General features: G+C 47.7%; 10 protein-coding genes. 8 read left to right on the top strand and 2 right to left on the bottom strand.

Features of this window, described 5'->3' with window-relative positions; translation table 11 throughout:
• The first annotated feature begins 110 nt into the window (after positions 1–110).
• The 4 genes from AC1HCU_RS09830 to AC1HCU_RS09815 are packed head-to-tail and all read left to right on the top strand — an operon-like array spanning position 111 to position 6,597.
• Positions 111–1,271, top strand: a complete 1,161-nt coding sequence (locus AC1HCU_RS09830; protein ID WP_480365550.1) for a sialidase family protein — start codon at positions 111–113, stop codon at positions 1,269–1,271.
• A gap of 27 nt (positions 1,272–1,298) precedes the next feature.
• A complete protein-coding gene (locus AC1HCU_RS09825; protein ID WP_480365548.1) occupies positions 1,299–2,237 on the top strand; it encodes a dihydrodipicolinate synthase family protein in 939 nt (312 codons plus the stop codon).
• A gap of 25 nt (positions 2,238–2,262) precedes the next feature.
• The gene (locus tag AC1HCU_RS09820; protein WP_480365546.1) at positions 2,263–3,903 is read left to right on the top strand and encodes an exo-alpha-sialidase; all 1,641 of its coding nucleotides are present in this window, start codon (positions 2,263–2,265) and stop codon (positions 3,901–3,903) included.
• A 57-nt stretch (positions 3,904–3,960) separates the two neighbouring features.
• Positions 3,961–6,597, top strand: coding sequence for a sodium:solute symporter family protein (locus AC1HCU_RS09815; RefSeq protein WP_480365544.1), 2,637 nt, complete (start codon positions 3,961–3,963; stop codon positions 6,595–6,597).
• A 7-nt stretch (positions 6,598–6,604) separates the two neighbouring features.
• On the opposite strand, the gene AC1HCU_RS09810 is transcribed toward AC1HCU_RS09815, so the two are convergent.
• Positions 6,605–7,144, bottom strand: coding sequence for a hypothetical protein (locus AC1HCU_RS09810; RefSeq protein WP_480365542.1), 540 nt, complete (start codon positions 7,142–7,144; stop codon positions 6,605–6,607).
• Positions 7,145–7,242: 98 nt separating this feature from the next.
• Complete coding sequence (gene metG, locus AC1HCU_RS09805) at positions 7,243–9,285, bottom strand: methionine--tRNA ligase (protein ID WP_480365540.1); 2,043 nt, start codon at positions 9,283–9,285, stop codon at positions 7,243–7,245.
• 538 nt (positions 9,286–9,823) lie between these two features.
• Between metG and thiM the strand changes: the two genes are divergently transcribed.
• From thiM to thiD, 4 genes are read left to right on the top strand one after another with little or no spacing between them, the layout of a single operon-like run.
• Positions 9,824–10,618, top strand: coding sequence for a hydroxyethylthiazole kinase (thiM, locus tag AC1HCU_RS09800; RefSeq protein WP_480365538.1), 795 nt, complete (start codon positions 9,824–9,826; stop codon positions 10,616–10,618).
• Complete coding sequence (gene thiE, locus AC1HCU_RS09795; RefSeq protein WP_480365536.1) at positions 10,615–11,271, top strand: thiamine phosphate synthase; 657 nt, start codon at positions 10,615–10,617, stop codon at positions 11,269–11,271. Before thiM ends, thiE begins: the two co-directional genes overlap by 4 nt.
• A 46-nt stretch (positions 11,272–11,317) precedes the next feature.
• Positions 11,318–11,977 (top strand): thiaminase II, encoded by a 660-nt coding sequence (gene tenA / locus AC1HCU_RS09790; RefSeq protein ID WP_480365533.1) that lies wholly within the window; start codon positions 11,318–11,320, stop codon positions 11,975–11,977.
• 12 nt (positions 11,978–11,989) lie between these two features.
• A complete protein-coding gene (gene thiD / locus AC1HCU_RS09785) occupies positions 11,990–12,802 on the top strand; it encodes a bifunctional hydroxymethylpyrimidine kinase/phosphomethylpyrimidine kinase (RefSeq protein WP_480365531.1) in 813 nt (270 codons plus the stop codon).
• Positions 12,803–12,867: the final 65 nt, after the last annotated feature.

Genomic DNA, 12,867 nt, shown 5'->3' with positions numbered 1-12,867 from the left:
ATGGCCGATAACTAAATAATGATAAAATTTTATCCGGTTATTGGTCATTCTTTGTCCAATTTAATGAAATCCTACCCCTATTTTAATTTAAATAGTAAAAACTACATAGTATGAACAAAATTCCATTGTTTATATCCATTTTGACTTTAATGTTGTTACTTTCTGATAATATTAAAAGTAAAAACTACCAGAACGTTTTGTGGGAACAGGAAACGGGTGAATACAATAATTATCGGATACCGGCGCTGGTTGTCACCAACGAAGGAACACTGATCGCCTTTTGCGAGGGACGTGAGGCGGGTGATACCGGAGATATCAACTTGTTGCTGAAACGTTCGGAAGATAATGGGATGACATGGAGCGATGAACAGGTTGTCTGGGACGATGCAGACAACACATGCGGAAATCCCTGTCCGGTAGTGGATGAGGAAACCGGACGAATCTGGTTGTTTATGAGCTGGAATAACGGAAAAGACAAGGAAAGTGATATCATCAATAAAACATCGTTGTCTCCTAGATTACCCTATGTATGTTATTCCGATGACGATGGCAAAACGTGGTCGGAGCCGGAGAGCCTGGAAAAAACATGCCGCGACCCTTCATGGGGGTGGTATGCTACCGGCCCCGGAATAGGAATACAAGTGAAGAAGGGCGCTTACAAAGGCAGGCTGGTTATTCCGGCGAATCACAGTTACGATGATCCGCAAGGAAACCTGGCAGGAGGCCCCTATGGCTATGCGGCCCATGTGATCTATTCTGATGATCATGGAAAATCGTGGCAGATAAGCGAATCCATCAAACCCGGATGCAATGAAAGTCAGGTGACTGAATTATCCGACGGTACTTTGCTGATGAATATGCGTTCCTACAATAATAAACAGACAAGAGCAATCAGTTATAGCACGGATGGTGGGCAAAATTGGTCGGAGATTGAACACGACTTTCAGCTGGTGGAGTCGTTATGTCAGGCAGCTATCTTAAATTTTGACAGTGCCGGCAGACAACAGTCTCATTTGTTTCTTAATCCTGCCGTGCCCCATGGAAGAGATCATCTGACGCTTAAAGTCAGTCTGGATGACTGTCGGAGCTGGAGCAACGGCAAGCTGGTGTACGAGGGACCGGCCGCATACTCCTGCATTACCATGTTACCGGATGGAAGAGTGGGACTTTTTTTTGAAGCCGGGAAAAAAAGACCGTACGAAAAATTGATCTTTGTCTCTTTTGACTGGAATGAGATTTTTCTTCCGGGAACTCTCCTGAAAGGATTGTGATTTCTGATAAATTGTAAACAGACCTTCATGAAACCACTTTCCTCAGATAAAATATACGGCAATTGGGCAACGCTGCTCTTGGCAACTGACAAAAACGGAGAGATCGACTTTTCCCGAATGAATGATGAGATTGACGTTTTAATCGATTCACAACCCAATGGAGTTTATTCGAACGGGACGGCGGGTGAGTTTTATTCACAGACCGACGACGAGTTTTTCCGGATCAGTGAGTTACTGGCTGTGAAATGTGAAAAGGCAGACATCCCGTTTCAAATAGGAATCAGTCATATGAGTCCGCAGATATCGCTGCACCGGTTGAAAATGATTACACATTTAAAGCCGGGAGCGGTACAGGTTATTCTTCCCGATTGGTTTCCCCCCACTTTGGAAGAGTGCGCGATATTTCTGAAAAAAATTGCAGCGGAAGCCGGCGAGATCAATCTTGTCCTGTATAATCCGCCACATGCAAAAAAACAGTTACAACCCGAAGAATGGCAGGTTTTAAAAAGAGAGGTCCCGGCATTGGCGGGTGTGAAGGTGTTTGACAGGAATTCCGATCTGCAATGGTATGAAAGGGTAAGAAACAACAGGAATGACATTTCCGTATTTATACCGGGACATAATCTGGCTACCGGCATCACCCTTGGTGCACAGGGAGCCTATTCCAACGTTTCCTGCCTGAATCCCCGGGCTGCCCAGAAATGGTATCAACTTACACAAACCGATATGAATCGGGCATTGGAGTTGGAGCATCGCATCAGGCATTTCATGACTACCCTGATAGAGCCGTTTATTACACAATATCATTTTCCCAATCATGCCTGCGATCGCTTTATGGCTTTGGTAGGTGCATGGGCCGATGTGGGCGCCAATTTGAGATGGCCTTACAGATCCATCCCCGAAGACTTGGCCGAACATGTACGAAAAAAAGCGAAAAATATCATTCCGGAGTTTTTTCAAAAATAGATAATAACATATATATCTTTTTATAATGCATAAAAAACTACTGTTTTCATTTTCTTTGATCATGCTGATCATTTCATGCGGATATCAAAATCGTGTAAGTGTAGAAATTGATTCAACCACCCTTCCCGTACTGACAAGGAAAGAATACAATGCGCTACAAAAGATCAGGTTGATTCGTGATAATACCGGCTTGGAAGGAAAAGAATATATTATTGAGGGAGTAATACTGTCCCTGGAAGGAACTACCGATATACGCGATATTGAAAATGTAATGCTGTTCAAAGCAGGGGAAAACGATCAGTTTGAAACGTGTAATCCGGTGGGAGAGGTACGACCGACAACAGACAGGATTACCTTTTTTCCCCATTTATCCGTGACAGAAGATACGCTTACCCTCTGGGTTTCCGTGTTGCTGAAGGAGAGTACCGATCTCACACACCGCATCGGGATACAGTGTGAAAAGATTATCACCGACAAGGGGACACTACACATCCCCGGAAGTGAGGTGAAGTCCCTGAGAACGGGCGTGGCACTCCGGCAGCAGGGACAGGACGGAGTACATACCTCACGCATCCCCGGGCTGGCTACCTCTAAAAAAGGCACGTTGATGGCAATTTACGATGCACGCTACGAGAGTGCGCGTGACCTGCAGGGTCATATGGACATTGCCTTGAACCGGAGCTTCGATGGCGGACGCACCTGGGAACCCATGCAGGTGGTACTCGATAGAAAGGAGTGGGGTGGCATGCCGGAGAAATATAACGGGGTGAGCGATGCCTGCATCCTGGTGGATGATCGAACAGGAGACATTTATGTGGCTGGCCTGTGGATGCACGGATTGTTGGATGCGGAGACAGGGAAATGGGTTGAGGGTTTGACTGCCGATAGCACACGATGGCTACACCAATGGCGTGCGAAAGGTTCTCAGCCCGGCTTTGGTGTGAAGGAAACCTCCCAGTTCCTGATTACGAAAAGCAGCGACGATGGCCTCACCTGGAGCGAGCCAATCAACATCACCTCCGCAAAAAAGAAGGAGTGGTGGCTTTTTGCGCCGGCACCCGGACAGGGAATCACCATGACTGACGGCACGTTGGTTTTTCCATCACAAGGTAGGGATGAAAATGGCACCTCATTCTCTAACATTACCTGGAGCAAAGATGGAGGAAAGACATGGAATACAAGTAACCCGGCAACCAAAAATACGACAGAGTGTGCCGTAGTTGAACTCCACAACGGATCACTGATGCTGAATATGCGTGACAATCGCAACCGGGGAAATGAGGAGGTAAACGGTCGTTCCGTGTTTGTTACCAGTGATCTGGGCGAGACTTGGAAAGAGCACCCCACATCCCGCAAAGCTCTTATAGAACCCACCTGCATGGCCAGCCTGCACAAGCATTCCTATTATGACGGAGAAGAGAAAAAGTCGTTGCTCCTGTTTGTCAATCCGGCATCTACCTCAAAACGGAATAACATCACCCTGAAAGTGAGTTACGACGGTGGCAATACCTGGCCCGAAGAAAAATATATCCTGCTCGATGAACATAGTGGACGGGGATATTCCTGTATCACTTCGGTGAATGACTCCACCATCGGTATTCTCTATGAGAGCAGCCAGGCTGACATGGCCTTCCAGACTGTTTCTCTAAAAGAGATAGAACCATGATACGTTCGAAGACTTACAATTTTTTACTCACCACAAACTTCAAATAAATTTAACTTCATGATCCGAAAGAAAACTTCACGTATATATCTCCTTATATGGATGTGGTTATCCATATCCGTCACTTTCCTGAAAGCGGATAATCTAAATACCCTTCACCAGATCAACTGTTTCTCCATGGGGACATTGGAAGATTCTACCCTGTGGGAGGGACTGGCAGGTACTTTTTTCGGTAAACAGGAAAACCGGTTTATCATGGCTGGAGGATCCGCTTTCCCCGGAGGGAAACCATGGCAGGATGGAATCAAACATTTTTCGGATCAGGTATTTGTTTTTGAACAGCTCCCTGACGGGTCTTTCAGCAAGGTCTATCAGGGACATGACCTGCCTGTACCATTGGCGGAAGGCTCCTATGCCACGCTTCCCGGCGGACTGCTCTGTGTGGGTGGACTTACCCCGGATGGCATCACCGGAAAATCCTGGTTACTGGCATACTCCGGCAACGGCGTCACTGTCACAGAGTATCCCTCGCTACCAGTACCGGTAAAGAATTCCACAGCTACAGTCATAGGCTCAAAGGTTTATTTGGTTGGCGGCGAACTGGCCGACGGCACATCAACCGGACAGTTTCTTGTACTTGACGTCACAAACCCTGCAACGGGATGGACAAAACTGCCCGATTATCCGGTGCCGGTGTCGGGAGCGACCCTTACTTCCCAGCAGGATGGAGAAGAGGTGGCTCTCTTCTCTTTTGGCGGAAGGGCCAGAAGAACTGCCGGAGAAGCCACAATCTTTTATGCATCAGTATACCATTTCCGACCTTCACTCAACAGATGGACTAAAAAAGGAGATATCCATCATGATGATGGCACTTCAGTTTCTTTGGCAATGGCTACCGCCTCAGCTGTGGGTGGTTCACACGTGCTGCTCTATGGCGGTGATACTGGCCATATTTTTAACCAGGTAGAGAAGGCTGTCCGGGAAGGCAATACAGCTAAAAGAGATAGTTTGTGGATACATCATACGGGATTTCATAACAAGATATTGATCTACAATACCATCACCGATACATGGTTTGAAGCGGGAGAAACCGTGAATCCTCCCGTGGCTGTCACATCGGATGTATCCGACGGGAAGAATGTCTATATTGCCAGCGGGGAAATCCGTCCCGGAGTGCGTTCCCCCCTAATCACGCAGCTTTCTTATACCTCACAACCCTCCTTCGGTTGGATTAATTACCTTGTCCTTTTTATATATTTCGGAGGAATGCTGTTGCTGGGGTTCTACTTTATGAAGCGAAATGAAAATACCGAGGATTTCTTCAAAGCAAGTGGCCGCATTCCATGGTGGGCTGCAGGTATAAGTATTTTTGCCACAACGCTGAGTGCCATCACATTCCTGTCCATACCTGCCAAGACTTATGCAACCGACTGGCGTATGCTTGTCTTTAATATCTGCATCATTCTCATTGTCCCGGTGGTCATTCGTTATTTTCTTCCTTTCTTTACCCGATTCCGGCTGGGTACTGCTTACGAATACCTGGAGAAACGCTTCAACCGCACCACAAGATGGCTGGCTTCGGCCCTGTTTGTTGTCTTTATGGTGAGCCGCATTGCCATTGTACTGTTTTTGCCGGCGCTGGCACTGAATGCGGTGACAGGATTCGATATTTATCTCTCTATCGTAGTCATGGGGTTGGTAACCATCATCTACAGTACCAGCGGCGGTATGGAGGCAGTAGTCTGGGGAGACGTCATACAGGGATTTATTCTCGTCTTTGGAGCACTTGCTGCATTTGTTTTGATGATTATGGGTATCGATGGAGGCCTGGGGGAATTCTGGCACACTTCCATCGAGTTTCACAAATTCCGGACGTTCGACTTCCGGTTCGATTTTACACAGCCGGTATTCTGGGTAGTACTAATCGGAGGGGTAGCCAACTCTCTCATCACCTATACCAGCGACCAGTCCATAGTACAGCGCTATATGAGCACAAAAGATGAAAAGGCAACCTCCCGCAGTATCTGGCTGAATGGTATCCTCAGCGTACCGGTCACCATCCTGTTTTTTCTGATAGGGACGGGCCTCTTCGCCTTCTATACAGATCACCCGGCAAATATGATGGTGACCAATCCCAATATCGATTCGGTATTTCCGCAGTTTATCGTGTCGGAGATGCCTGTGGGTTTTGCCGGCCTGCTTATTGCAGCCATCTTTGCCGCAGCCATGTCTACCCTCTCATCCAACATCAACTCATCTGCCGCAGTCATTACATCCGACTTCTACCAGACAATCTTCCCGCGCCGTACCTTCGCTTCCCAATTGAAAGTGGCCCGCTGGTCGGGTCTTCTCTGTGGATTATTGGGATTGGGAATGGCATTGGTGTTGGCCACATGGAATATTGCTTCGTTGTGGGACCAGTTCAACACTTTCCTCGGTCTGCTTACCAGTGGATTAGGTGCACTCTTCATTCTTGGAATTTTCTTTCCGCGTGTGGGAGCAAAAGCAGCGCTTACCGGTGTGATAGCAGGTTTGGGTGTATTGCTTGTTGTCAAGGAAAATACTCCACTGTCGTTCCTGCTGTACGGCTTTATCGGAATGGCTGCCGGCATCCTGATAGCCTGGCTGACAAGTTTCGTTTTCCCCAACAAGAAGGAAATCATCGGGTTCTTCTGGAGAAGTGTAAGCTCAAGTTGAAAATTCTTCAGAATCTTTTTCCGATGGTGACACCAAGCCGGAGATAACCACCGTCGTTGACAAAATCGCGTCCGCCACCGAAATAAAATTCGCCTATCCAGTGATTGCGTGTGAGGTATTTCCATCCCAGGGCCAGTCCCAATCCGGCACCAATCTCGGATGTCGGGCTTGCGGCACCGTCCAAATACTCTTTTTGAGATAACAGGGCTCCGTTGGCTTCAATAAAGAACCCGGCACCATATTTCTGGAGATTACTTGCACTACCACCAAAAAACCAGCGCGCATAGGGCATTAATCCGAAATATAGAGGATATTCGTCTTCACTCAGACTTGCTCCCAATGCCGCACCCAGACTGAAATCTTCGCTGAGGATCCTTTCGTATGAGATTTCGGGGTATAGCCCGACAATGGTGGTTCCGAGGTTCAGTTTGATTTCATTTTGCGGAAGATCTCTGGATATCTTCCAACCCATCACGCGATGTGTCTTCTGCGAAAAGGCAGTGAGGCTGACCAGCATGGCAGCAATTAAAAGTGTTTGTTTCTTCATACGATCATCATTTATGAGGTTTTTACTTCATCGAGTTACTATCTCTATAGATGCATCAGTTTCTGAAAAGTTACCATGACAGGGTTAAATTAACTAAATTACACCACAGGACTCCCCGGGTTTACCGTTTTCGTGGGAGTCACCAGGGCAAGCGATCCATCGACATCTTCTGCAGAGAGGATCATTCCTTCGGAGAGGATTCCTCTCATTTTTCGTGGTTCCAGGTTGGCAATAAAGCATATCTGCTTGCCCACCAACTCTTCGGGATTGGGATAGTATGCCGCTATTCCGGAAAGAATGGTTCGTTTTTGCAGGCCGTCGTCGAGCAGGAAACGGAGCAACTTGTCAGCTTTGGGGACTTTCTCGCACTCCAGCACAGTCCCCACGCGGATATCCAGCTTCTCGAACGTGTCGAACTGAACGGTTTCTTTCACAGGCTTTACCTTTTGTTCAACTGCCTCATTGGTTTTTTTTGTTTCCTCCAGTTTCTGAATCTGTTTTTCGATTGTTTCGTCTTCTATTTTTTCAAACAAAAGTTCCGGTTTGCCAAGTTGATGTCCTTCTGCAAGGAGGCCGAAATCACCCAGGTGATCCCAGCTCAGATGATCGGTACGAAGGAATGCCAGTAGCTTTTCGGCAGTGAAGGGCAGAAATGGTTCCATCACGATGGCCAGGTTGGCCGTAATTTGCAGGGCGATGTTGAGGATGGTCGCCGTCCGCTCCATATCGGTTTTGGCCGTTTTCCACGGCTCGGTATCCGCGAGGTACTTGTTGCCGATACGTGCCAGGTTCATCGCTTCCTTCTGTGCCTCCCGGAAATGATAATTTTCCAGCTGCCGTTCCACGGCCTCCTTCACCTGCTTTGCCTCTGCAATGGTTTCCCGGTCATATTCGGCAAGCTCCCCGACAGCAGGAACCTTGTTGTCGAAATACTTCTGGGTGAGTACCAGCGCCCGGTTCACAAAGTTACCCAGCACCGCCACCAGTTCGTTGTTGTTGCGTGCCTGGAAGTCCCTCCAGGTGAAGTCGTTGTCCTTGGTTTCCGGCGCGTTGGCTGTGAGCACGTAACGTAACACGTCCTGTTTCCCGGGAAACTCTTCAAGGTACTCGTGCAACCATACAGCCCAGTTGCGTGAGGTGGAGATCTTATCTCCTTCAAGGTTCAGAAACTCATTGGCAGGTACATTCTCAGGCAGGATGTAAGAACCTTCGGCCTTTAGCATCGCCGGAAAAACGATGCAGTGAAAGACAATGTTGTCCTTCCCGATAAAATGTACCAGCTTGGTATCCTCATCCTTCCACCACTTCTTCCAATCGTTGGGAAGCAGTTCAATGGTGTTCGAAATATATCCTATAGGAGCGTCGAACCAGACATAGAGCACCTTGCCTTCAGCACCCTCCACGGGCACCGGCACGCCCCAGTCGAGGTCGCGACTCACCGCGCGTGGCTGCAGGCCCAGGTCGAGCCACGACTTGCACTGGCCGTATACATTGGTCTTCCACTCTTTGTGATCCTCCAGGATCCACTGGCGCAGCCATGCTTCGTGCTTGTCCAGGGGAAGATACCAGTGCTTCGTGTTCCGCATCACCGGCACACTGCCGCTCAGGGTCGATTTGGGATTGATCAGGTCGGTGGGACTGAGCGAGGTGCCACACTGTTCGCACTGGTCGCCATAAGCTCTTTCATTGCCACAGTGCGGGCAGGTTCCGGTGATATACCGGTCTGCCAGAAACTGACCCGCTTCCTCGTCGTAATACTGCTCGCTCTCCTGCTCGGTAAACCCGTTTTTGTCATAGAGCGTGCGGAAAAAGTCGGACGCTGTTTTTCGATGTATATCGGAAGTGGTACGGGAATAGATATCGAATGTGATTCCAAACTCTTCGAACGACTTTTTGATCAGACCATGATAGCGGTCTACAATATCCTGGGGCGTCACGCCTTCCTTGCGGGCTTTGATGGTGATGGGAATTCCATGCTCGTCGGAACCACCGATAAAAAGAACCTCCTCTCCTTTCAGCCGCAGGTAGCGGGCGTAAATATCGGCAGGAACATATACTCCTGCCAGGTGTCCGATATGCACCGGCCCATTGGCGTAGGGCAGCGCGGATGTGATCAGTGTGCGTTTGAATTTTTTTGACATATGAATTGCAACAAGAAATAAAGAATTGCTCTTGTTATGGGACGCAAAGGTACGAAAAATAGCTCTTTTTATTGCATTATTACCGCAATAATCTACATATAAAACTCGATTCGTGGGTTCAGGTAATTTATGCTATGTAGGCTGAAAAATGCATGAGGAGTCCTGATCCGGCACCTGTTTTAACGAACTCACCCTGATTTTTTTCTCCTGAATTTCTTTTACAATAAATTATTGCGTATATTCGCAACATCGCTGTTAGGGGTGTTCTTTTTAAAAGAGCTGAGATCATACCCTTGAACCTGATATGTTGTAATTGACATCGTAGGAAAACGGAATTTACATGGTATATCAATGGATTGCAAATTCTTGCATTTTATGCCGTTTCGTTCTCCACGAAGCGGTTTTTTTTAAAAAAAATTGATATGCAAGTATTACGTGACATCTATAAATCAATTATTCTGTTAAGCCGGGCGGGCAGGACCAAACTTCTTTGAGTTATGCCATGGCAAAGGATAGTCTCATTTTAAACAACAAAACAATGATACAAATTGAAAAGATTATCAGAGATCTGCATCTTGTAAGAAAAAAATCTCCGTTGATTCATAATATAACCAACTTTGTGGTAATGAACAACACGGCCAATGCAATTTTAGCGGTGGGAGCTTCACCCGTGATGGCTCATTCTTCCGATGAGGTGGCAGCGATGGCAGCAATTGCCTCCTCGCTGGTAATCAATATTGGTACGCTTGAGGCTGCATGGGTAGAGTCAATGCTTATTGCCGGTAAGACAGCTTTGGAAAAATCTGTCCCCGTGATATTCGATCCCGTAGGTGCCGGTGCCACTCCTTACCGGTCGGAGATAAGCAGGGAAATCATTGAGGTATGCAGGCCATCCATCATCAGAGGCAATGCTTCGGAGATCATGGCTCTGGATGACAGGAATGCGCATACCAAGGGCGTCGACAGCGTACACTCTTCCGATGCGGCCCTTGAAGCTGCCAAAGCCCTGGCCCTGCAGTCGGGTGCCGTGGTCGTCGTCAGTGGAGCGAGGGATTATATTACCGACGGGAACAGGGTGGAGACCGTAGATAACGGGAACCCGATGATGAGCAGAGTTACCGGCATGGGCTGCACCGCAACTGCTATTGTTGCCACTTTTGCCGCAATTAACCGCGATTACCTGGAGGCTGCAACACACGGTATGTATATCATGGGAATAACGGGAGAAATAGCCGCCTTGATGTCGAAAGGAAACGGCAGCCTGCAGATGAACTTTCTGGACGTGCTCTTCAATCTCGGAGAAGATGAGATAAAAAAGAATATTAAATTATGACCGATTTTGATATAAGCCTATATCTGGTAACCGATCGCTCCTTGTCGGGTGGGAGAGACTTGGAACATATTGTCGGAGAAGCGGTGCGTGGTGGTGCTACCATGGTGCAGCTCCGTGAGAAGCAATGTTCTTCCCGAGAGTTTTACCGGGTGGCGGTACAGTTGAAGAGGTTTCTGGCGCCCTGGCGTGTTCCCCTTATCATCAATGATCGGCTTGATATCGCGCTGGCCTGCGATGCCGACGGATTGCATTTGGGACAGTCGGACCTTCCCTGTGGTATAGCCCGTAAAATATTGGGAAAGAATAAAATCATCGGTCTGTCGGTAGAGAACATGACGAATGTCATGGAAGCCAACCGGGAAGATATAGACTACATCGGGATATCTCCGGTGTTCAGTACGTCTACCAAAAGCGATACAGCACCTGCGTTGGGTCTTGAGGGAGTTCGTGACATTACTTCAATTGCCAGGTGTCCCTGTGTGGCCATCGGCGGAATTAATATACGGAATGCAAGGGCTGTCATTGCTGCCGGTGCTGCCGGCATCTCCGTAGTTTCGGCAATCATGTCGGCTCCCGATCCCCGCCTCGCCGCGTCGGAACTGATTAAAACGGTGAATCAATCAAAAAAACATGGTAATAATCGCATGGTTTAGTCATAGAAAGAATCTCAAGAGGAATCATGCACTTAAAAAGAAGCATATGAACTGGAGTAAAAAAGCCTGGTCGACGATCCAACCCGTATACAACGAGATAATTACATCGCCCTTTATAAAAGAGCTGATGCAGGGTACGCTTCCACGCGAGAAATTTATTTTTTATATCCGCCAGGATACCCTCTACTTATCGGATTACCGAAAGGTGTTGGCTGCCATTGCCTCCAGGTTCGATCATTCCTGGTACGCAGAAGCATTCCTGCATTTTGCGGGTGGAACAATGACGGTTGAACGCAATTTGCACCGGCTATTTGTCAATGAATTGAAATTAAAGCCGGATGATGAAATTGAACCGTCGCCCACCTGTCTGTTATATACTTCGTATCTTTTGAGACAAATAAGCAGTGCACCCCTGGAGACGATGCTGGGAGCCGTCTTGCCTTGTTTCTGGATCTATAAGAAGGTGGGAGATCATATCCTCGCGAATCAAACCACGCAGAACAATCCTTACCAGAGTTGGATAGATACGTACGGAGGCGAAGAGTTTGAAAAGTCAAATGCATTGGCCATTTCCATATGCGATGAGGTGGCAGAAAAGTGTACCTCGGAGCAACAGATGGCCATGACAAAAGCCTTTGTGACCTGCTCGAAGCTGGAATGGATGTTTTGGGACAGTGCATACAAACAGGAACAATGGAATATTTAAAAGAAGAGAATCATGAAGAAAAAGTATACAACAGCATTGTCAATTGCTGGTAGCGATCCCAGTGGTGGCGCCGGTATTCAGGCAGACCTGAAAACTTTCTCTGCATGCGGTTGTTATGGAACCACCGCGATTACAGCAGTCGTCGATGAAAATACGGTGGGTGTAACCGGTGTGCATCCGGTACCCGAAGCGTTTGTTGCAAGTCAGATCAGATCGGTGCTGGATGATATTGGTGCCGATGCAGTAAAGATTGGGATGCTTCACTCCTCCGAGTTGATCATTGCCGTGAGAGATGCCCTGCTGCCATATGACATAGCAAATATTGTACTTGATCCCGTGATGGTGGCCACCTCAGGTGATAAATTACTACAGGATGAGGCGATAAGCACCTTGATGACAGAACTGATTCCCTATGTTCGCGTGATCACCCCCAACATACCGGAAGCAGAGATCTTGTCAGGCAGAAAGATTCAACGTCAGGAAGATTTGCAGGCAGTCGTGAAGGAGCTCTCTTTTGGGCGTTCGGTTTCAGTATATCTCAAGGCCGGACATTTGGATGAGGAGGTGCTGACCGATCTGTTTTACAATGCCGAGACCGATGAGGTGACGACACTCCCTTCAAAGCGGATACACACCCGAAATACCCACGGTACGGGATGCACGCTTTCATCGGCCATTGCTGCCTTTCTGGCCCATGGCCTTCTTCTTGATGAGGCGGTAAGAAACGCCAAAACATATATCAACAATGCGATCCTCAAGGGAGCTGAATATGAAACAGGAAAGGGGCATGGCCCGGTACATCACTTCTTTGATTTCTGGAAATAATAGTTGGCATATGTATTTCTACTTTGTAATAAAGTATAAAAACATCCTGCCCGCCGGAGTGTTAT

This window comes from Proteiniphilum sp. LBM24028, assembly GCF_056629195.1.
Note: the sequence above shows the minus strand (reverse complement) of the source record. Positions and strands in the feature narration are given on the sequence as shown.

Excerpts from the sequence above, each read along its gene's own strand:
- AC1HCU_RS09830 (WP_480365550.1), top strand. The coding sequence starts at position 111 with ATGAACAAAATTCCATTGTTTATATCCATTTTGACTTTAATGTTGTTA.
- AC1HCU_RS09825 (WP_480365548.1), top strand. The coding sequence starts at position 1,299 with ATGAAACCACTTTCCTCAGATAAAATATACGGCAATTGGGCAACGCTG.
- AC1HCU_RS09820 (WP_480365546.1), top strand. The coding sequence starts at position 2,263 with ATGCATAAAAAACTACTGTTTTCATTTTCTTTGATCATGCTGATCATT.
- AC1HCU_RS09815 (WP_480365544.1), top strand. The coding sequence starts at position 3,961 with ATGATCCGAAAGAAAACTTCACGTATATATCTCCTTATATGGATGTGG.
- AC1HCU_RS09810 (WP_480365542.1), bottom strand. The coding sequence starts at position 7,144 with ATGAAGAAACAAACACTTTTAATTGCTGCCATGCTGGTCAGCCTCACT.
- metG (WP_480365540.1), bottom strand. The coding sequence starts at position 9,285 with ATGTCAAAAAAATTCAAACGCACACTGATCACATCCGCGCTGCCCTAC.
- thiM (WP_480365538.1), top strand. The coding sequence starts at position 9,824 with ATGATACAAATTGAAAAGATTATCAGAGATCTGCATCTTGTAAGAAAA.
- thiE (WP_480365536.1), top strand. The coding sequence starts at position 10,615 with ATGACCGATTTTGATATAAGCCTATATCTGGTAACCGATCGCTCCTTG.
- tenA (WP_480365533.1), top strand. The coding sequence starts at position 11,318 with ATGAACTGGAGTAAAAAAGCCTGGTCGACGATCCAACCCGTATACAAC.
- thiD (WP_480365531.1), top strand. The coding sequence starts at position 11,990 with ATGAAGAAAAAGTATACAACAGCATTGTCAATTGCTGGTAGCGATCCC.